The organism is Novosphingobium sp. (assembly GCF_027486195.1).
Classification (GTDB): Bacteria; Pseudomonadota; Alphaproteobacteria; order Sphingomonadales; family Sphingomonadaceae; genus Novosphingobium.
Genome location: NZ_JAIXPP010000093.1, coordinates 26282 through 46929 on the forward strand (window position 1 = coordinate 26282; position 20648 = coordinate 46929).

Genomic DNA, 20648 nt, shown 5'->3' on the forward strand with positions numbered 1-20648 from the left:
GTGAAGCCATGACCACCGAAGCCCCCGCCCGCCCCAAAGTCCGCCAGCGCCCCGCTGCGGTGATTCTCACGCCCTCGGCCGAGGCGCGGATCGCCAAGCTGATGGCGAGCGCGCCGGAAGGGGCCATCGGCGTCAAGCTATCGACCCCGCGCCGGGGCTGCTCTGGGCTGGCCTATTCGGTGGACTATGTTGAAGCGGCCAATCCGATGGACGAGCGGATCGACACACCGGGCGGCACGTTCTTCATCGACGGCGGATCGGTGCTCTATCTGATCGGCAGCACGATGGACTGGCAGGAGGATGATTTCACCGCCGGTTTCGTGTTCGAGAACCCCAATGCCAAGGGCTCCTGCGGCTGCGGGGAAAGCTTCACGGTCTGACCGGAGTGGCCACACCCATCGCCGAACTGCGCGCGCGGATCGCCGCGCAGCGCACCGACAATCCGGCGATGTATGGCGCGGTCGATTTTGCGATCCATCCCGAGCGGCTGCTGCTCGATGGGAACATCGCAGGTAGCGAACTGCGCGCCTATCCCAAGGTTGCGGCCAAGCTGCTCGAAGATCGCGCACTGATGGAGCGCATGGGCGCCTACACGATGATAGGCGATGCGCTGGCCGATCCCTATGCCGCGCTGATGCCCGAATATGGCTTCAAGCGGCTGGTCGATATGCTGGTCGAGGCCTGCGACAAAGGCCTTGAAAAAGTTGAGGGCGCACCGCCGGAACTGGTCACGTTCATCCGGTCCATGGAAGCGACGCCCGCGTGGGTGAACATGCCGATGGTCGAGGAAGGCGCGCGGCTGCAGCGCGTAACCTTTGCCAATGTCGCGCCTTGGGCGATCCGCGGGGCTTTCATCGCCACCTTCATGAACAAGTACGCCGCGCTTCCCATGGCGCTGACCGGCACGCTTTCCAACAAGACCGCCGCACGCCGGATCAAGGAAACCGCGACGTTCTTCGGCACTTCGGTGCTGCCGGGCGCGCTCGCCCGCTTCGGCCCCGGCTTCAAGGCGGCGGCGATGGTGCGGCTGATGCATTCGATGGTGCGCTTCAACGTGCTGTCGAACGGCAAATGGGATCAGACGGTCTATGGCATTCCGATCCCACAAGTGGATCAGATGCCGGCGGGGCTCATCTCGGACTTCCTCATTTCGTCCAAGGTGCTCAAGGAAGGTCGCAGCGACTTCACGCCAGAAGAGCGCGCGCAGATCGAGCTTTCGCGTTACCGCTGCTTCCTGCTGGGCTTGCCGGCGGACCTGCTGGCCGAGACGCCGCAAGGGATCGTCGATGCGTGGAACGCCCGCGCGCTTTCGCTGCGCGCCGGGTTTGATGAGGCAACTTGCGGCGGCCTGCTGCGCGCAACGATGGAAGCCGATCTGATCGACACGACAACCCCGCAAGGGCAAATGCGCGCGCGGCTCGAACGCTCGTTCGCCAAGGTCTATTTCATGCAGAACTTCTGCGACGGCAGCGAGAAGGCGGCAGCGCGCTTCGGGGTGAAGATCCGCGCCATCGACAGGATGCGCGCGGCGGCGGTCGGCGTTGGCCTGATGGGGCAGATGCGGCTCTATGGCGTCGCCGCGAAAACCCCGGTCGTGCGGCACCTGGCGGATCAGCGGCTGGTCGGCAAAGTGCGCGGCTACCTCGGCAGCCTCGGGCATGCCGAATTCACCACCGATGCGACGAAGTACAAACCTGCAGCGTGATCGGCTGTTTGAGGGTGGCCGAAACAGAGCGGCCCGGCGCCGCCTTGCGCGTCAAACCAGCAAGCTATAGCCGCCGCAGGCGGATCGGCACGGGCTCTGCCAGCAGTGCGTCGACTTGCCGCGAGCCCAGCGGGCGTGCGAACTCAACGCCGAGCCGCGCGCGGTCCGACCAGCGGATGATTGCGCGGGTGACGACGCCGCCGAAATCGATCTCGACGAACTGGCCGCTCGCGCCATCGGCAAGGTCGTTGCTTTCGATCTGGCAGCCATAGCGCGAGATATCGAAGATCCGCTGCACGCGCCCCTGGGTGCTATCGCCCCCGCGCTGACGCTGCACGCGGCGATTGTCCACCGCGACGTCTTGCGACAGCATTCTGGCCGGAATGTGCATAGAGATCCCCTTGCGATGGGGCCCTTATGCGGGAGCACGGGTAAACGCTTCCTGTTGTGGCAATGGCTAATTTCACGTGAAGGGCGGTTTCACCCCTCGGCCAGAAACGCCAGCAGAGCCGCTTCCAGCGGGTCGGTCCGGCCGTCCGCGCCGATCCTGCCATCCAGCCAGGATTGCTCAGGCGAAGTGAGGGCTGCCTCTGCCCCCGCCTCGCCGGCAAAGTCGCGCGCGGGTGCGTTCGCAAGCAGGTCCTGCGCCGCCGAGCGCAGATCCTTCGCGCCGACCCGGCTCATGCGGCTGAAGAACGATCCGAAACTGCTCGACCTCTCGTTCATGAAGCCTTCGAGTTCGGCAGCGCGGTCGCGGGTGATCGCGCTGCCGCCGGTCCAGCCCTGCAGGTAATTGCCCACGCCCTGCACGAAAAGGCGCTGCCATTCGGGCGCATTGTCTGCGCCGAGCGTGGCATCCTTGATGCGGAACAGCATTTCGGCCTCGCGCTGGCTCACCGCCGCAGGGCGGTCGCCGCCGCTGGCAAAGATCACGCGGCGCAGCAGCTTGCATTCGGCTTCGGTGATCGAGCCTGCGTCGAGCGCCCCGCCCCCGAGTATACTGGCATCGCGCGTCGGCCCTTCGCCGGTGAGCACGGCGCGCTCGATCTGGGCGAGCGCATAGTCCTTGAGGTGGTCCGGCGTGCCGAGCGCCTTTTCGAGGACGCGGACGAGGAGTTCGAGTTCGGCTGCCGAATCGAGGCGGCCATCATGATCGAGCCGGGCGATGAGCCAGTCGGCGGTCGCATCGGCGACATAGCCGCGCGGCTCGGTGCCATTGAGCGCGTATTCGCCCACCGCTTCGACAAGGAAGTCGACCCATTCAGGGCTCTTGGCGGAAACCACATCGTTGATCGCGAGAATGGCCTCGGCCTCGGTCTGGTCGATCCGGCCATCGGGCCACGCGGCGCGGCGCAGCGCCAGCACTTCATCGGCGGTGATCACGCCATCGGCAGCCGCCTGGCGAGCAAGCTCGGGGAAATTGATCGTCATCGGCAGTCCGTCCGCTAGTCTGGTGGCGCAGACCTATGGACCGGAGAGGGTTTATTTGGCGTTACCCATGGCGCTCCGCGCGCCAGGCAGATCAGCCGAACAGGCGGAGGACGGCCATCAGCGCGGATGCCGCCAGCAGGAAACCGACAAAGGTGCGCCAGACGGGATCGCTGACTTTGCCGAAGGCGAGCGAACCGAGGTGATTGCCGGCCAGTACCGGAGCGAACAGCAGGAGCGCGAAGAGTGCATCGCGCCACGAGGCGAGGCCCAGCGCAAGGGCGGCCGTGGTGCTGGCAGCGGAGGTCAGCAAGAACACGGTGAGCATCGAGGCGCGCGCCACCTCGCGCGGGATCGGGCGGCGGAGATAGTAGGGCACCACGGGCGGGCCGGGCATGCCGGCGAATCCGGTGAGGAGGCCCGCCGCCGCGCCGGTCAGCCCGGTTTCGAGGCTGCCGGGGGCGTGGCCGGGCTTTGCGGGCAGCAGGACCATCACGAAAGCGCCGATGGCCACAACCGCAATCAGGACGCGGGCAAGTGCAGGTGGCGTCGCGAACAGCGCAAGCAGGCCCAGCGGGGTCATCAGCATGGCGAGGCCGCCGATCATGCCGGCGCTCTTCTCGCCCACGTTCCACACCTTGCGCGCGCCGACGAGGCCGATCAGCAGGCCGAGCATATTGGAGACCACCACTGCTTCGCCCGGGCGGATAACAAGCGCGATCAGCGGCACCAGCAGGATCGCCATGCCGAAGCCCGCAAGGCCGCGCACGAAGGCAGCAATGAACGCCGCCAGCACGCAGAGCGCCAGCGAAAGCAGCGGCAGATCGAGCAGGGTGATCAGGCCCTGAGGTCCGGCGGGGTCGCTTCGGTCCGTAGCATTGCGATGGCTTCGGCCAGCGGCATCACCTTCTGGTGCTGTTCACCCAGCGTGCGGATGGCGACAGTGCCTTCCTCCGCCTCGCGCTTGCCGACCACGAGGAGGTAGGGGACCTTCTGCAAGGAGTGCTCGCGCACCTTGTAGTTGATCTTCTCGTTGCGCAGATCGGATTCCACGCGGATGCCGGCGGCGCGCAGCTGCTCGGTGGCGGCGAGCGCATAGTCGTCCGCGTCGGAGACGATGGTGGCGACCACGGCCTGCACCGGGGCAAGCCATGCAGGCAGACGGCCCGCGAAATGCTCGATCAAGATGCCGATGAAGCGTTCGTAGGAACCAAAGATCGCGCGGTGGAGCATCACCGGGCGGTGCTTTTCGCCGTCTTCGCCGACATAGGCGGCATCGAGCCGATCCGGCAGCACGCGGTCGGACTGGATCGTGCCGACCTGCCAGGTGCGGCCGATCGCGTCGGTCAGGTGCCATTCGAGCTTCGGCGCATAGAACGCGCCTTCGCCGGGGAGTTCTTCCCAGCCGTATTCCGGCGTGGCGAGACCGGCTTCGACCACTGCATTGCGCAGCTCGGTCTCGGCCATGTCCCACATCTCTTCGGTGCCGAAGCGCTTTTCGGGGCGCAGCGCGAGCTTGATCGAATAGGTGAAGCCGAAGTCCTTGTAGATCCGGTCCGCCAGTTCGCAGAATGCGCGCACTTCGGAGACGATCTGGTCCTCGCGGCAGAAGATATGCGCGTCGTCCTGCGTGAACTGGCGCACGCGCATCAAGCCGTGGAGCGCGCCGTGCGGTTCGTTGCGGTGGCAGCAGCCGTTTTCGTAGAGGCGCAGGGGCAGCTCGCGGTAGGACTTGAGGCCCTGCCGGAAGATGAGCACGTGCGCCGGGCAGTTCATCGGCTTCAAGGCCATCCAGTCGGCCTCGCCGCTGATCACCGGGCCTTCGTCCTCGGTGTTCGGCACTTCGTCGGGGATGACGAACATGTTCTCGCGGTACTTGCCCCAGTGGCCGGACTGCTCCCACTGGCGCGCGTCCATCACCTGCGGGGTCTTGACCTCGCGGTAGCCGGCGCCGTCGATGGCGCGGCGCATATAGGCTTCGAGCTCGCGCCAGATGCGGTAGCCCTTGGGATGCCAGAACACGCTGCCGTGCGCTTCCTGCTGGAGATGGAACAAGTCCATCTCCGCACCCAGCTTGCGGTGATCGCGCTTGGCGGCTTCTTCCAGCCGCATGAGGTGCGCATCCAGCTGCTTCTTGTTGAGCCAGCCGGTGCCATAGACGCGGCTGAGCATCGCATTGGCCTGATCGCCGCGCCAGTACGCACCCGAGACCCGCGTGAGCTTGAACGCCTGCGGATCGAGCTTGCCGGTGGAGGCAAGGTGCGGCCCGCGGCACATGTCGAGCCAGTCATCGCCCGACCAGTAGACCGTCAGTTCCTCTTCCTTGGGAAGTTCGGCGGCCCATTCGGCCTTGAAGCTCTCGCCCTGCTGCAACCAGCGGCTGATCAGCTGCTCGCGGCTCCACACTTCGCGGCGGAGCGGTTTGTCCGCTGCGATGATCTTGCGCATCGCTTCCTCGATCGCCGGAAGGTCGTCCTCGGTGAAGGCGCGGTCCTTTGGTGCGAAGTCGTAGTAGAAGCCGTCGTCGGTGCTCGGGCCGAAGGTGATCTGCGTGCCGGGGAACAGCGCCTGCACGGCTTCGGCCAGCACGTGGGCATAATCATGGCGCACGAGTTCGAGCGCATCGGCCTCGTCGCGCGCGGTCACGAGCGCGAGCGCGGCATCGCCTTCGAAGGGGCGGGTGATGTCGAACAGTTCACCATCCACGCGCGCGCCAATCGCGGCCTTGGCAAGGCCCGGGCCGATCGCGGCGGCAATGTCTGCCGGAGTGGTGCCCGGCGCGACTTCACGCACGGAACCATCGGGCAGGGTGATCTTGAACATTTCGGACATGGACGCTCTCGCTGATAATCAGGGGCGCTTTGGCAGAAACCGGCCTTCGCCGGAAGGGGGCAGAAACCGGCCTTCGCCGGAAGGGGGCAGAAACCAGCGCGCTTTCGGCAATAGTGATTGTGACTGTTTGACCTCTCTGCTGGCGCTGGCACAAGGGCGGCATGATCCAGCACCTCACGCTGCCTTCGGGCGAACGCATGGCCTATCGTTTCGCGCCCGGTACAGGTCCCGTCATCGTGTTCCTGCCCGGCTACATGTCCGACATGAGCGGGGGCAAGGCGCAGGCGGTGATCGCCTATGCCGAGGCCAAGGGGCGAGCCTGCCTGCTGCTCGACTATACCGGCCTCGGCCAAAGCGAGGGCGCATTTGCGGAGAAGTCGCTGCCGCTGTGGCGCGACGAGGTGATCGCGCTGCTGGACGCGCTGGCCATAGAAAGCCTGATCCTCGTCGGGTCCAGCATGGGCGGCTGGCTGATGCTCATGCTGGCCGAGGCGCTTGGAAACCGCGTCGCCGCGCTTGTCGGCCTCGCCCCCGCGCCCGATTTTTCCGAATGGGGCTTCGATGCAGCCCAGAAGGCCGTGTTTGCGCGCGGCGAGACTGTCTATGAAGACAATCCCTATGGCCCGGAGCCGACGCCCACTTATGCGAAGTTCTGGGCGGCGGGGCAGGAATGCCTGCTGCTGGCGCGCAGTATCGCATTCGATGGGCCGGTGCGGCTGATCCACGGGCAGGCGGACCGCGATGTGCCGTGGGACATTTCGATCCGGCTCGCCGCTGCGCTGCGTTCAGCCGATGTGCAGGTCCATCTGATCAAGGACGGGGACCACCGCCTTTCGCGCCGGTCGGAAATTGCCGTGCTGCTTGGCCAGCTGGACACGCTGGGCGAGGCCTGAAGGACCGTTGATGCTCATCCTGCTTTCTGCCCTGCTTCCTGGCCTGCTTGCTGCCGAACCCCTGCTTCCGGTGCAGGCCGCGCCGGACGTCTGGCATCAGATCGGCCCCAATCCGCGACAGTACGAACCCTCACCGCTGCCGATCCCGCGCCGCAAGCGCGTGACCGAAGTGCCGCCGCCGGTCCCCGGTGAGACGCCGCCTGCGACCCAGACCGGCATTCCCGCCGCGCCAGTGCAGACGTCCGCGCCGAGGCTGACGCGTTACACGCTCTGCCTTGCGGCGGGTGACAAGGATCTGACCACCGGCGTTGCTGCCGCGCGCGCCTGGCTTGCCGAAGCGAGCAAGGCCGCCACGCCCGACACGGCACATGGCGCCGCCGCGCAGTGCCTGGGTCAGCTGCTGTTGCAACAGGGCGATTCCGCCGGTGCCGAAGCGGCCTTTATCGAAAGCGCCGGGCAGGTGCCCAGCGACAAGCCTGCCGCGATGGCGGCGCTCCAGACCATGGCCGGCAACGCCGCGCTGGCAGGTGGGCGCGCCGAAACTGCGCTCAGCTGGTATGACAAGGCGCTCGCGCCCTTGCCTGCGACTGCGCCCAGCGCCGACGACAATGCCGTGCGCGGCGCGGTGCAGATCGGCCGGGCGCGCGCGCTCGTCGCCCTTGCGCGCCTGCCCGAGGCCAGCGGCGCCTTGCAGGAGGCGCACCGGCTGGCGCCCAATGATCCCGAAGGCTGGCTGCTTTCCGCCACTCTGGCGCGGCGCGGCAAGGATCTGGAGCGGGCGCAGCGCGATATCGAGGTGGCCGCGAGCCTTGCCGCGCACGGCGATCCGCTGGGAGCGCCGATCGGGCTGGAGGCGGGCGTGATCGCCATGCTCGATGGCCGCGAGGATGCCGCGCGCAAGTCATGGCAATCGGTCGTCGCGCTCGCGCCGGACAGCGCCGAGGCTGCGACCGCAAAGGGTTATCTTGACCAGATCGGGCCAGCACCTACATCGAGTCCTGCAGCATCCCCTGCCGCTCCCCCGGAGACCTCGCGATGAGCCCCCCTCAAGGCAATCTGGCGAACCTCAAGCTGTCCGTCCTCGATCTCGTCCCGGTGCGCGAAGGCGGCACCGTGGGCGAAGCGCTGGCCGAAGCCGCTGCGCTCGCCCGCACGGCTGAGCACCTCGGTTACAACCGCTTCTGGGTGGCTGAGCACCACGGCATGGAAGGCATCGCCGGGGCGGCTGTCTCGGTCGTGCTCGCGCATGTCGGCAATGCGACAAGCCGTATCCGGCTGGGCGCGGGCGGGATCATGCTGCCCAACCACAACCCGCTGGTGATTGCCGAGCAGTTCGGTGCGCTCGATGCCCTGTTTCCGGGGCGCATCGACTTGGGTCTCGGCCGCGCGCCGGGCGCGGATCAACGCATCCTGCGCGCGCTGCACAAGGACATCCACACAGCGGCGGAGAGCTTCCCCAACGATGTGGTCGAGTTGCAATTGCTCTTCGCCGGTGATCCGCGCCTGCCGCTTCAGGCAACGCCGGGCCTCGGTGCCAATCCGGAAATGTGGATCCTCGGCTCCAGCCTGTTCGGCGCCCAGCTCGCTGCGATGCTGGGGCTACCCTATGCTTTCGCCTCGCACTTCGCGCCCGATCATCTCGATGCGGCGCTCAAGCTGTACCGCGAACGGTTCGAGCCTTCGGCGCGGCTGGCCGAGCCCTACGTGATGGCTGCCATCAACGTGATCGCGGCCGATACCGACGAGGAGGCCGTGCTGCTGGCTTCGTCGATGGACCAGTCCTTCGTGCGGCTGCGCACCGGATCGCCGGGCAAGCTGCCACCGCCGGTGCCGGGCTACCGCGAAAGCCTGCATCCCGCTTCGCTCGCGATGCTCGATCACATGCGGCAGGTCAGCGCCATTGGCAGCGTGCAGACGGTGCGCGAGCGGCTTGCGGCGTTTCAGGCGCGGACCGGGGCGGACGAGTTGATTGTCTCGGGCTCCACCTTTGATCCGGCGCTGCGCCACCGCAGTCTGGCGTTGACGATGGAAGCGTTGAACGCCGAAGTCGCGGTCGCCGCATAATAGCGAATGATGCCTAATTCTTATGCGTCCTCCCGCTTGCCTCTGTGCCGATGCCGGAGTAGGCTACGCATGATTTGTTCATGAGTGTGACATAAAATTACGCGCTCATGACGAGATGTAAGGCGCGCTTCCGCAGGGCTTCGTTCAGGCGGGGTGACAGCGCCGGGATGCAGGAGCGACCATGGCTACGAAGACCGCCGATTCCGGCGCCGATGCGATTCTGTCGCAGGCGCTCGCTTCCCGTTTTGCAGCGTCGCTGCTGCCCGCAGAGGCGGCCGAGTTCGAGGCGGAGCGGCTCGCGGGCGCAGCGCGATTCACGCTGAGCGCTGCTGCCAAGCGCACCGGAGCGGAACCCGCCATCGCCATCGAAAGCATCGGCGGGCAGGCGGGCGCGGCTGGCGGCGCGCGCTATCTGCGCATCGCGGTGATCAACGATGACATGCCGTTCCTCGTCGATTCGATCGCGGCCACGATCTCGGCGCAAGGTCTCGCCATAGATCGTCTGGTGCATCCCGTGGTTGCCGTGCGGCGCGATCCTGATGGCAAACTGCTTGGCCTGCCCGAAGGCGAGGCGCATGGCGAACGCCGCGAATCGATGGTCTATCTCGAGACCGAGCGCGTTGATGCGCGTGAACGCCGCGAACTGCTCGCCGCGCTGCAAGCCACGCTGGCCGATGTTCACGCTGCCGTCGCCGATTGGCCGCGCATGCAGGCAGCGATGCAGGAAGATGCGCGCACCCTGCCCGATCAGGAAGGCGCCGCGCTGCTGCGCTGGCTGGCGGACGGCATGCTCACCCAGCTCGGCCATGTCGTTCAGCACCGAGACGGGACGCATGGCGAGCAGCTCGGTATCTGCCGCGCTAGCGATGCGCCGCTGCTGGCGAAGGCGAGCTACGACCGCGCCTTTGCGTGGTTCGACCGGTTGGGCGAGCGCGGGACCGAAGTTCCGCGCGCCCCGCTGATCGTCAAGGCCAACCGCATCGCACGGGTGCACCGCCGCGTGCCGCTCGATCTGTTCATCGTGCCGGTGCTCGAAGGCGGCAAGGTCGTGGCGCTTTCGGTCCATGCGGGCGTCTGGACCAGTGCCGCGCTGGCCGCCACGCCCGACCGTATTCCGCGCATGCGCAGCCAGCTCGATGCGCTGATGGTGAAGTTCGGATTTGCCCCCAATGGCCATGCCGGCAAGGCGCTGGCGCACGCGCTCACCGCGCTGCCGCACGATATTCTGATCAGCTTCGACGAAACTGATCTCGAACGCGTCGCAACGACGATGATGACGCTGATCGATCGGCCGCGCCCCCGCCTTGCGCTCGTTGCCGCGCCACTTGCGCGCCACTTGTTCGCCTTTGTCTGGCTGCCGCGCGATGTGCAGTCGACCGAGCTGCGCCACCGCGTGCAGGCCATGCTGGAAGCCTCGACCGACGCGCCGATCCTCGATTGGAGCCTTTCGGTCGAGGGTAGCACGCTCGCGCTGATGCGCTTCGTGATCGATATCCGCGACGGTGCCGCGCTACCCGATGAAGCCGCGCTCGACATGGCGCTGCAGACGATGGTGCGCGGCTGGGGCGCTGCCGTGGAAGCCGAGCTTGCCAAGGGTGAGGACCCGGCCCGCGCCGCCGCCATCGCCGCGCGCTATGCCGAGGCGTTCCCGATCGGCTATCGCAGCGCCTATGGCCCGGCCGAAGCGGCAGGCGACATCCGCGTGCTGCGCGCCCTCACCCAAACCGGCGCCCCGCGCCGCGCGGTGCGGCTCCACCGCCTGCCGGGCGAGGAAGGCCTGCGCCTCAAGCTCTACCAGCGCGAGGGCGCGATTGTGCTTTCGGACGCTGTGCCGGTGCTCGAAAACTTCGGCGTCCGCGTACTCGAGGAAGTGCCGACCGCGCTCGACAAGGGGCGGCTGGGCTTCATCCATGATTTCCTCGTTGCGCTGCCTGAGGGGATCGAATGCGAGTCGCTGCTCGAGCGCGGAGAGGTGATCGAGGAATCGCTCGCCGCCGTGCTCAACGGCGGGGCGGAGGATGACCTCTTCAACCGCCTGATCGTGACTGCCGGGCTCACCGCGCGCGGGGCGAACTGGATGCGCGCCTGGTATCGCTATTTGCGCCAGGCCGGGATGACCTTCTCCATCGCCACCGCGGTCGATGCGCTGCGCAGCGCACCCACGGTGACGCGCGGCCTGATCGGCCTGTTCCTCGCGCGCCACGATCCGGCCTTCGCGGAAGACCGCGCCGAGGCCGAGGCCGGCTTTGCCGAGCAGATCCGCACCGGGCTCGCCGGGGTTGCCGCGATCAACGACGACCGCCTGCTGCGCCAGTTCCGCGCGCTGGCCGAGGCGATCCTGCGCACCAATGCGTTCAGCCCGGCTGCGAACGAGGCGCTTGCGTTCAAGATCGATTCGGCGCTCGTTCCGGGCCTGCCCCGGCCGGTGCCGTGGCGGGAAATCTTCGTCTACAGCCCCCGCGTCGAGGGCATTCATTTGCGCGCCGGGCCGGTGGCACGCGGCGGCCTGCGCTGGTCCGACCGGCGCGACGATTTCCGCACCGAAGTGCTCGGCCTGATGAAGGCGCAGCGCGTGAAGAACGCGGTGATCGTGCCGACGGGCGCGAAGGGCGGGTTCTATCCCAAGCAGCTACCCGATCCGGTCCGCGCGCGCGAAGCCTGGCTGGCCGAGGGGCGCGCGAGCTACGAAGTGTTCATCCGCACGCTGTTGTCCGTCACCGACAACATCGTCGATGGCAAAGTGGTCCACCCGGCGGGCGTGATCATCCGCGACGGGGAGGACCCCTATTTCGTCGTGGCGGCGGACAAGGGCACCGCGACGTTCTCCGACATCGCCAATGCGATTGCCGAGTCCAAGGGCTTCTGGCTCGACGATGCCTTCGCGAGTGGCGGGTCCAAGGGCTATGACCACAAGGCCATGGGCATCACTGCTCGCGGCGCGTGGCTTTCGGTCCAGCGGCACTTCCGCGAACTCGGCGTCGATGTGCAGACCCAGCCGATCACGGTTGCGGGCTGCGGCGACATGTCGGGCGACGTGTTCGGCAACGGAATGCTGCTGTCCAAGGCGCTCAAGGTGGTGGCGGCCTTCGATCACCGGCACATTTTCCTCGATCCCGCGCCCGATCCGGCGGCGAGCTGGGCCGAACGATCGCGCATGTTCGCGCTGCCGCGTTCAAGCTGGGACGATTACGACAAGACGCTGATCTCGCAGGGCGGCGGGGTTTTCCCGCGCACGATGAAGCAGATACCGCTGACGGACGAGATCCGCGCCCTGCTTGGGCTTGAGGTAGCGGAGCTCGATCCCGAAGCGCTGATCACCGCGATCCTCAAGGCGCCGGTCGATCTGCTGTGGTTCGGCGGCATCGGCACTTATGTGAAGTCATCGGCCGAGAACAACGTCGCGGTGGGCGATCCGGCCAACGATGCCTTGCGCATCAACGGCGCGGAGGTTCGGGCGCGGGTGATCGGCGAGGGCGCCAATCTCGGCACCACGCAGGCAGGCCGTATCGAATATTCGCTGGTCGGCGCGACCGGCCGGGGCGGGCGTATCAACACCGACTTCATCGACAATTCGGCGGGTGTCGATTGCTCGGACAATGAGGTCAACATCAAGATCGCGCTCGCCTCTGCCAAGCGCGCCGGGCGGCTGGATGAGCCGGGCCGTGTCGCGCTGCTTACCGCGATGACCGATGACGTTGCGCACCTTGTGCTGGAGGACAACCGCCTGCAGGCCCTCGCGCTCTCCATCGCAGAGCGCGGCGGGCCGGGTGCGGCCCCGGCTTATGCGCGGCTGGTCGATGTGCTGGAGGAAGGCGGCGACCTTGATCGCAAGACCGAGGGCCTTGCCAGCAGCGAAGACATGTTGCGCCGCGCGGCGGGCGGGCACGGGTTCACCCGGCCTGAACTTGCGGTGCTGCTTTCCAGCTCCAAGCTGGTGCTGCAGCGCGCGCTGGAGGACAGCCCGGTCGTCGATGATCCGGTGCTGGAGGCTGATCTCTTCGCGGCTTTCCCGCCGCAGATGCGGGAAACCTTCGCCGAGGATATCCGCGCCCACCGCCTGCGCCGCGAACTGATCGCGACCAAGCTCGCCAACAGGATCGTCAACGATCTTGGCCCCGTCCATCCCTTCGAACTGGTCGAGGAAGAGGGCTGCAGCCTGGCGCAAGTCGCGGCGGCCTTCGTGGCGGCGGCGAAGCTGCTCGATCTCAAGGGGATCTGGGCCCTGCTCGATGGGCCGGATGGCGACGTGATGCCCGAACAGGTGCGCCTGTCGCTCTATGCCCGCGTGGCCGAAGTGCTGCGCGGCCATATCGCCGATGTCCTGCGCGCCGGGCGCGGATCGCTCGAGCCGGGCAAGCTGATCGATCAGTTGTCCCCGGGCGTTTCGCAGCTCGCCGCGTCCACCAGCGAACTGCTGCAGGGCGAGGCCAAGGTGCAAGCGCGGCGGCTGCTGGCCGAACTCACCGACCTTGGCGTTCCGCTTCACGTGGCGCAGCGCATCGCGCATCTCGTCGATATGGACGGGGCGATCGGCCTCGCACACCTCGCCGCCGCGCGCGCGATCGATCCGGCGGCGCTGACGGCGGCGTTCTCGGCGCTCGGCGCGGCGCTCGGACTTGATTGGGCGCAGCAGGCGGCCAGCCGGATGAGCCCCTCCGATCCGTGGGAGCGCCTGCTCGTCGCGGGCCTCGCGCGCGATTTCCAGCAGATGCGGCTCGATTTCCTCGCCCGCGCCGCCGGGCAGGATCCGGGCGCGGCAGTGGCGCAGTGGCTGGAAGCGCACGCCGCCCCGGTACACAATTTCCGCGCACTGACCGGCCGGGCGCAGGCGACGACGGGCGTTGCTCCGGCGATGCTGGCGCAGCTTGCAAGCCAGGCACGAACCTTGCTGGCGCGGTGATGTGCTGGGCCGGGGCGGACAATCTGCTTTCGGCTAGTTGACCTGCCGCGACTTTTCGCCAAATCCGCGCTCACGAAAAGGAGTGCGGGCATGAGCGAGACGGATCTGACGGCCGATGTGGTGATTGTCGGCGCGGGCCATGGCGGGGCGCAGGCGGGAATCGCGCTGCGGCAGAACGGGTTTGCCGGCACGATCCTCGTCGTCGGGCGCGAGCCGGAACTGCCCTACGAGCGACCGCCGCTCTCCAAGGAATACCTCGCGCGCGAAAAGACCTTTGATCGGATCATGATCCGGCCCGAAGCGTTCTGGGCGGACAAGGCGGTCACCATGCTGCTCGGCACCGAAGTGACCGCGCTCGATCCCGCCGCGCATGTGGCGACGCTGAGCGATGGGCGCACGCTCGCTTATGGCCACATGATCTGGGCGGCGGGCGGCGATCCGCGCAAGCTGACCTGCGAAGGCCACGATTTCGCCGGCGTTCATGCCGTGCGCACGCGCGAGGATGTCGACCGCCTGATGGGTGAGCTCGATGCGGGTGCGCGACGTGCCGTGGTGATCGGCGGCGGCTATATCGGGCTCGAAGCGGCGGCGGTGCTGACCAAGCTCGATTGCAACGTTACCCTGCTCGAAGCCCTGCCGCGCGTGCTGGCGCGTGTGGCGGGTGAGGCGCTCTCGTCGTTCTATGAGGCTGATCACCGCGCCCACGGCGTCGATCTGCGCACGGGCGTCATGGTCGATTGCCTGGTGGGTGCGGACGGCAAGGTTACCGGCGTGAAGCTGGCGGACGGCACCGTGCTGCCCGCCGATCTGGTGATCGTGGGCATCGGCATCATCCCTTGCGTTGAGCCGCTGCGCGCGGCGGGCGCGGAAGGCGTCAATGGCGTGACGGTCGATGCTCAGTGCCGCACCTCGCTGCCCGATGTCTATGCAATCGGCGACTGCGCGGCGCATGCCAACGCCTTTGCCGATGGCGCGGTGATTCGCCTTGAATCGGTGCAGAACGCCAATGACATGGCAACCGTCGCGGCCAAGACGATCTGCGGTGTGGAAGCGGCCTATCACGCGGTGCCGTGGTTCTGGTCGAACCAGTATGACCTGAAGCTCCAGACCGTCGGCCTTTCGACCGGGCATGACGCCGTCGTCACGCGCGGCGATCCCGCCACGCGCAGCTTCTCGGTGATCTACCTCAAGGCGGGCAAGGTCGTCGCGCTCGATTGCGTGAACATGATCAAGGACTACGTGCAGGGGCGCAAGCTGGTGGAAAACGGCGCCGTGATCGCGCCCGAGAAGCTCGCGGACGCGGGCACCCCGCTCAAGGAACTGGCATAACCTCGACCAGCCGGTCGAGCGCCCAGCTGGCGGCATCGGCCACGGCGGGATCGGGATCGGCCAGCAGACGCTGCACCGGGGCCATCAGCGCGGCGTCGCCGCTGTTTCCGGCGGCATAAAGGCAGTTCCTCACGAACCTGTCGCGCCCGATGCGCTTGATCGGAGAACCGGCAAAGAGCGCGCGGAAGGCGGCATCGTCTAGCGCCAGCAATTCCGCGAGGCGCGGCGCTGCGAGTTCGGCGCGGGGCAGGAACGCGCGGTTGGTCGCCGCCGTGCTGGCAAAGCTGTTCCACGGGCAGACCGCTAGGCAATCGTCGCAGCCATAGATGCGGTTGCCCATCGCCGCGCGGAATTCGGCAGGGATCGGCCCCTTGTGCTCGATCGTGAGGTAGGAAATGCAGCGCCGCGCATCGAGCCGGTAGGGCGCGGGGAACGCATCCGTCGGGCAGGCGCGCTGGCAGGCGGTGCAGGAACCGCAGCGGTCGGCATGCGGCGCGTCAGGCTCCAGCATCAGCGTCGTGTAGATCGCGCCGAGGAACAGCCACGAGCCGTGGCTGCGGCTGACGAGATTGGTGTGCTTGCCCTGCCAGCCGATCCCCGCCGCTTCGCCCAGCGGCTTTTCCATGACGGGCGCAGTGTCGACGAATACCTTGACCTGGGCTCCCGGCACTTCGGCCACGATCCACCGCGCAAGCGCCTTCAGCGCGCGCTTCACCACATCGTGATAGTCTGCCCCTTGCGCATAGACCGAGATGCGCGCGCGGTCTTTCGCGTCCGCCAGCGCCATGGGATCGGCGGCGGGCGCATAGCTCATGCCCAGCGCGATCACGCTGCGCGCGGCAGGCCAGAGCGATTGCGGACCGCGCCGATGCTCCAGGCGGGTCGCCATCCACTCCATCGAGCCGTGGTTGCCGCCTGCCAGCCACTCCTCCAGCCGTGCCGCGCGGACCGGATCATCGCTGGCAGGCGCAATCCCGCAGGCGGCGAAGCCAAGCCTGGCAGCTTCCTCCTTGATGCGTTCCGTCAGCATGGTTTCCGCGCTGTTAACCATGTTTGCTGCGCCCCTCGTTCATGCCTGACGGTTAACGGCATACGCCATGAAGATCGAACCCTTTGCTTCCTTTACCGGGACGCCCGTGCTGGACAACGTTCCATCTCAAGAGCTTGCCATCGAGGCGCGCGGCCTTGTGAAACGCTTCGACGGCTTCACTGCCGTCGACGGCGTCGACATTTCGGTGCCGCGCGGCGCGATCTACGGCATCCTTGGCCCCAATGGCGCGGGCAAGACGACGACGCTGCGCATGCTGCTCGGTATCATCGATCCCGATTCGGGCTATCGCCGCGTGCTGGGTCATGAGCGCCCGACCGAAGTCGCGCGCCGCATCGGCTATCTGCCGGAAGAGCGCGGGCTCTATCCGGCGATGAAGGCGACCGAAGCCATTGCATTCCTCGCCGCACTGCGCGGGGTGCCGCTTAAGGAAGGGCGCCGCCGGGGGCGTGAACTGCTCGAACAGCATGGCCTTGGCTATGCGGCGGACCGCCAGATCCGGCAGCTCTCCAAGGGTATGGCACAGCAGGTCCAGCTGCTCGGCACGCTGGTGCACGAGCCCGCTCTGGTGGTGTTCGATGAGCCGTTCTCGGGTCTCGACGCGCTCAATCAGGGCAAGCTCGAGCGGATGATCCGCAGTCTTGCCGAACGCGGCACCACGGTGATCTTCTCCACCCACGTCATCGCCCACGCCGAGCGGCTCTGCGACCAGATCGCGATCATCGCCGGCGGCAAGGTGCCATTCGCGGGTCCGGTAGACGCCGCGCGCGATCGCCTGCGTCCGCAAGTGCGCCTCGAAACCCGCGTGCAGGACGGGCCGTGGCGCGCCGCGCTGCCCGCCGATGCGCGCCACGAAGGCCGTTTCTGGTTCTTCACTCTGCCTGAAAGCGGGGTCGAGCCGCTGCTGCGCGCGCTGATCGAAGGCGATGCCGGCATTCTCTCGCTCTCCATCGAGCGGCCGGGCCTGCACGATGCGTTCGTGTCGATCGCCGGCGAGGCAGCTGCCCGCGCGCTGGAGGAATCGGCGCAGGAAGCGGCCGAGAAGGCCGCCGAACAGACCGGATCAAAGAAGGGTCGCCGCTGATGCTCCGCAACCATTTTGCCGCCGCCTGGGTGATCATGCGCCGCGATTTCTGCGCGGTTATCTTCTCCAAGACGTTCATCTTCTTCCTGATCGGCCCGCTGTTCCCGGTATTCATCGGCGCGATGGCGGCGGCGGTGGGCTCGCAGGTCTCGCGCGATATCGACAATCCGGTGATCGGCGTTGCCATGCCCGCGCACCAGGGCGATTCGCTGGTTGCCGCGCGGGGTGGCCTTGCGCCGAAGATGGCGGGCTTCGTGCCGGAATATACCGTGCTGGCGCGCCTTGCGCCGGGTGAAAAATTCGATGCGCGCACGGTGCTGGCTAGCAAGGGCGTGAAAGGTGCGCCGCAACTCGCTGCCGTGATCACCGGCACGTTGGACAAACCGGTGCTGACCGGCAGCTCCGAGCGGGTCGACCAGTGGCGCGGGCAGGTCGCGCTGATCGCGGCGGAGGCCGGTGCGCCGGGGCCGCGCACCTATCCCGAGGTGGCGGAGGACAAGATCGCCACCACCGCGGCCAAGCAGCACGTCGATCTCGCGGTCACGGCGCAAGCGGGCCAGGTGCTGCTGTTCCTGCTCACGATGCTGCTGGCCGGCATGGTGCTGTCCAACCTCGTCGAGGAAAAGGCCAACAAGATCATCGAAGTACTCGCCGCCTCGATCCCGATGGACGCGCTGTTCCTCGGCAAGCTCTTCGCGATGCTCGCGGTCAGCCTCGTCGGTATCGCGGTGTGGGGCTCGGTCTATGGCGTGCTGATGCTGGCCGGCATGAAATCGATCCCGCTGCTGGCGACGCCAGCTGTCGGCTGGCCGCTGTTCTGCGTCCTCGGCTTTCTCTACTTCGCGATGGCCTATCTGCTGCTCGGCTCGCTGTTCCTCTCGATCGGCGGCATGGCGACCACTGTGCGTGAAGTGCAGACGCTTTCGATGCCGGTCACGATGATGCAGCTCATGGTGTTCTTCTTTGCCAGCTACGCATTGGCCCGGCCCGGCACGTGGATCGAGACCGCGAGCTACGTCTTCCCGGTCAGCTCGCCCTTCGCGATGCTGGCGCAGGCGGCACAATCGCCGGTGCTCTGGCCGCACCTGATCGCGCTCGTCTATCAGGCGGTGTGGGTTGGCGTGATCATCCGCGTGGGGGCTCAGCTGTTCCGCCGGACGGTGATGAAATCGGGCCCGGCGCGGGGGCGTCGGGGCTGGTTCCGCCGTCCGGCGAAGGCCTAAACCTTATTGACAGCCATGTAGGTTGCAAGGATAGTATTCACCGAGTGACAAGGGCGGCCGCGCGGAGCTGCCCGCACCCGGAAGGATAGCCATGGCCACCCAGCTCGCGCCCGAAGCGCCGTTCACTTATCGCTCATCGCCCACTGCGAACGAAGCGTTTGAGGCCTGGCTTGCCGCCAATCCGCAGGCCGCGCCGCACCACACGCAGCCTTGGGACGTCAGCGCCTCGGTGATCTATGTCGAGGACCGCTGGGGCCCGATCTTCGCTGAAATGCGAGAGCAGGCACCCGTCAACAAGGTCACCGGCACGCCGTATGGCGACTACTGGAATGTCACCACGCACAAGGCGATCCAGCACGTCGAATCGCTGCCAGAGCTGTTTTCCTCGGGATGGCAGCATGGCGGCATCACCATCGGCGATCCGCCGGAAGGCACCGATCCGGTCAAGCTGGCCGAGCGGCAGATGCCGATGTTCATCGCGATGGACCGGCCCGAGCATACCGGCCAGCGCCGCACCGTGGCGCCCGCCTTCACGCCCGCCGAAATGGTGCGCATGGAAACGGAGATCCGTGCGCGAACCGGCGAAGTGCTCGACAGCCTGCCCTGGGGCGAGAAGTTCGACTGGGTCGACAAAGTCTCGATCGAGCTCACCACCGGCATGCTCGCGATCCTGTTCGGCTTCCCGTGGAAGGACCGCCGCCTCCTCACCTTCTGGTCCGACTGGGCCGGTGATGTAGAGCTGACGCTGGCGCCGGACCTTGCCGACCAGCGCTTCGAGATCTTGAGCGAGATGGCGCGCTATTTCCAGGGCCTGTGGATGGAGCGCATGGGCAAGGCGCCGACGCCCGATCTCATCTCGATGATGATCCATTCGCCGGCCATGGCGACGATGAGCCCGATGGAATTCATGGGCAATCTCGTGCTGCTGATCGTCGGTGGCAACGATACCACGCGCAACACGATGTCCGGCATCGTCCACGCGCTCGATCAGTTCCCCGATCAGCGCGCGCTACTCGAAGCCGATCCCTCGCTGATCCCCAACGCGGTGCAGGAATGCCTGCGTATCGTGACGCCGCTGGCGCACATGCGCCGTACCTGCACGGCGGATACCGAGCTGTTTGGCCAGCAGGTCAAGGCAGGCGACAAGGTCATCATGTGGTACCTTTCGGCAAACCGCGACGAGACGGTGTTCGAAAACCCCGACAAGCTCATCATCGATCGCCCCAATGCGCGCCGCCACCTTGCTTTCGGTTATGGCGTTCACCGCTGCGTTGGCGCGCGGCTTGCCGAACTGCAGCTGCGCGTGCTGCTCGAGGAAATGCACGAACGCAAGATGCGCGTGCGGGTGGCGGGCGATGTGAAGCGGGTGCGCGCCAACTTCGTCCATGGCTTCCGCAAGCTGGAAGTCGTGCTCGAGAAGCGCTGAATCAGGGCCCTGAACCTTTCCTATCCGATTCGGTCAGATTCGGTTCAGGTAACTAGGGCTAGGAGGGTGGCGTCCCGCCGGTGGGCTTACCCGCCCCCCTCCCCAGCCCACCTGGCGGGACATCTCCCCACCTCGATTGGCTCCACCCGAACGGTCCTCTTGATCGGCTCGGCAAGGCAGGGAATGTAACGGAATGACTCATTCCCCCGAACCGGCTGCCATGAGACCTTCGCGCCGCAATTTCCTCGCCTTCCTCGCCGCCACGGCGGCCATGACAGCTGCCGCCTGCGGTGCGCCCGCCGCCGCGACGCGCAAGGGCACCTTCCCGCTGCGCCATACCGAAGCGGAGTGGCGCAAGATCCTGACGCCCGCGCAGTACTATATCCTGCGTGAGGAGGGGACCGAGCGGCCGTTCACTTCGGCGCTGCTGGGGGAACATCGCAAGGGCACTTTCACTTGTGCGGCTGACGGCAATGCCGTGTTCGCCTCCTCGACCAAGTTCGACAGCGGCACCGGCTGGCCCAGCTTCTGGACCCCGATCAAGGGCGGCATCGCCACGTCGGTCGATACCTCGTTCGGCACGACCCGCACCGAAGTGCATTGCACGCGCTGTGGCGGCCACCTCGGCCACGTGTTCGATGATGGCCCGCCGCCCACGGGCAAGCGCTATTGCATCAATGGTGATGCGCTGAAGTTCGTGCCGGCCTGAAGGCGCT

General features: G+C 66.9%; 16 protein-coding genes. 11 read left to right on the forward strand and 5 right to left on the reverse strand.

Going from position 1 to position 20648, the window contains the following annotated elements; all coding sequences use genetic code 11:
- Positions 1-8 precede the first annotated feature (8 nt).
- Positions 9-380, forward strand: coding sequence for an iron-sulfur cluster assembly accessory protein (locus Q0071_RS16910; RefSeq protein ID WP_298172151.1), 372 nt, complete (start codon positions 9-11; stop codon positions 378-380).
- A 5-nt stretch (positions 381-385) separates the two neighbouring features.
- The gene (locus tag Q0071_RS16915; protein ID WP_298172154.1) at positions 386-1705 is read left to right on the forward strand and encodes an oxygenase MpaB family protein; all 1320 of its coding nucleotides are present in this window, start codon (positions 386-388) and stop codon (positions 1703-1705) included.
- Positions 1706-1769: 64 nt separating this feature from the next.
- Here the strand turns inward: Q0071_RS16915 and Q0071_RS16920 are convergent, their stop codons facing one another.
- The 4 genes from Q0071_RS16920 to thrS all read right to left on the reverse strand — a co-directional run bounded on the left by Q0071_RS16920 (position 1770) and on the right by thrS (position 5965).
- A complete protein-coding gene (locus Q0071_RS16920) occupies positions 1770-2078 on the reverse strand; it encodes a PilZ domain-containing protein (RefSeq protein ID WP_298172157.1) in 309 nt (102 codons plus the stop codon).
- 107 nt (positions 2079-2185) lie between these two features.
- Positions 2186-3136 carry a hypothetical protein gene (locus tag Q0071_RS16925; protein ID WP_298172160.1) on the reverse strand — a complete coding sequence of 317 codons (951 nt, stop codon included), beginning with the start codon at positions 3134-3136 and terminating at the stop codon, positions 2186-2188.
- 91 nt (positions 3137-3227) lie between these two features.
- Positions 3228-3929, reverse strand: coding sequence for a sulfite exporter TauE/SafE family protein (locus Q0071_RS16930; protein WP_298172163.1), 702 nt, complete (start codon positions 3927-3929; stop codon positions 3228-3230).
- 41 nt (positions 3930-3970) lie between these two features.
- On the reverse strand, positions 3971-5965 hold the full coding sequence (gene thrS, locus Q0071_RS16935) for a threonine--tRNA ligase (RefSeq protein ID WP_298172165.1): 1995 nt from the start codon (positions 5963-5965) through the stop codon (positions 3971-3973).
- A gap of 161 nt (positions 5966-6126) precedes the next feature.
- Between thrS and Q0071_RS16940 the strand changes: the two genes are divergently transcribed.
- The 5 genes from Q0071_RS16940 to Q0071_RS16960 all read left to right on the forward strand — a co-directional run bounded on the left by Q0071_RS16940 (position 6127) and on the right by Q0071_RS16960 (position 15151).
- A complete protein-coding gene (locus Q0071_RS16940) occupies positions 6127-6858 on the forward strand; it encodes an alpha/beta hydrolase (protein WP_298172168.1) in 732 nt (243 codons plus the stop codon).
- Positions 6859-6868: 10 nt separating this feature from the next.
- The gene (locus tag Q0071_RS16945; protein WP_298172171.1) at positions 6869-7897 is read left to right on the forward strand and encodes a hypothetical protein; all 1029 of its coding nucleotides are present in this window, start codon (positions 6869-6871) and stop codon (positions 7895-7897) included.
- Entirely contained in the window at positions 7894-8922 is a 1029-nt protein-coding gene (locus Q0071_RS16950; protein WP_298172174.1) for an LLM class flavin-dependent oxidoreductase, read from the forward strand. Before Q0071_RS16945 ends, Q0071_RS16950 begins: the two co-directional genes overlap by 4 nt.
- Before the next feature lie 181 nt (positions 8923-9103).
- Positions 9104-13822 (forward strand): NAD-glutamate dehydrogenase domain-containing protein, encoded by a 4719-nt coding sequence (locus Q0071_RS16955; protein ID WP_298172177.1) that lies wholly within the window; start codon positions 9104-9106, stop codon positions 13820-13822.
- Positions 13823-13912: 90 nt separating this feature from the next.
- Complete coding sequence (locus Q0071_RS16960; RefSeq protein WP_298172180.1) at positions 13913-15151, forward strand: FAD-dependent oxidoreductase; 1239 nt, start codon at positions 13913-13915, stop codon at positions 15149-15151.
- On the opposite strand, the gene queG is transcribed toward Q0071_RS16960, so the two are convergent.
- Positions 15135-16202 (reverse strand): tRNA epoxyqueuosine(34) reductase QueG, encoded by a 1068-nt coding sequence (queG, locus tag Q0071_RS16965; RefSeq protein ID WP_298172183.1) that lies wholly within the window; start codon positions 16200-16202, stop codon positions 15135-15137. The genes Q0071_RS16960 and queG overlap by 17 nt on opposite strands.
- A 46-nt stretch (positions 16203-16248) precedes the next feature.
- Between queG and Q0071_RS16970 the strand changes: the two genes are divergently transcribed.
- From Q0071_RS16970 to msrB, 4 genes are all read left to right on the forward strand, one after another.
- Positions 16249-17283: an ATP-binding cassette domain-containing protein gene (locus Q0071_RS16970; RefSeq protein WP_298172186.1), complete on the forward strand. Its 1035-nt coding sequence runs from the start codon at positions 16249-16251 to the stop codon at positions 17281-17283.
- Positions 17283-18506 (forward strand): ABC transporter permease, encoded by a 1224-nt coding sequence (locus Q0071_RS16975; RefSeq protein ID WP_298172188.1) that lies wholly within the window; start codon positions 17283-17285, stop codon positions 18504-18506. Before Q0071_RS16970 ends, Q0071_RS16975 begins: the two co-directional genes overlap by 1 nt.
- 91 nt (positions 18507-18597) lie before the next feature.
- Complete coding sequence (locus Q0071_RS16980) at positions 18598-19932, forward strand: cytochrome P450 (protein WP_298172191.1); 1335 nt, start codon at positions 18598-18600, stop codon at positions 19930-19932.
- 220 nt (positions 19933-20152) lie between these two features.
- Positions 20153-20641 carry a peptide-methionine (R)-S-oxide reductase MsrB gene (msrB, locus tag Q0071_RS16985; RefSeq protein WP_298172194.1) on the forward strand — a complete coding sequence of 163 codons (489 nt, stop codon included), beginning with the start codon at positions 20153-20155 and terminating at the stop codon, positions 20639-20641.
- The last annotated feature ends 7 nt before the right edge of the window (positions 20642-20648 follow it).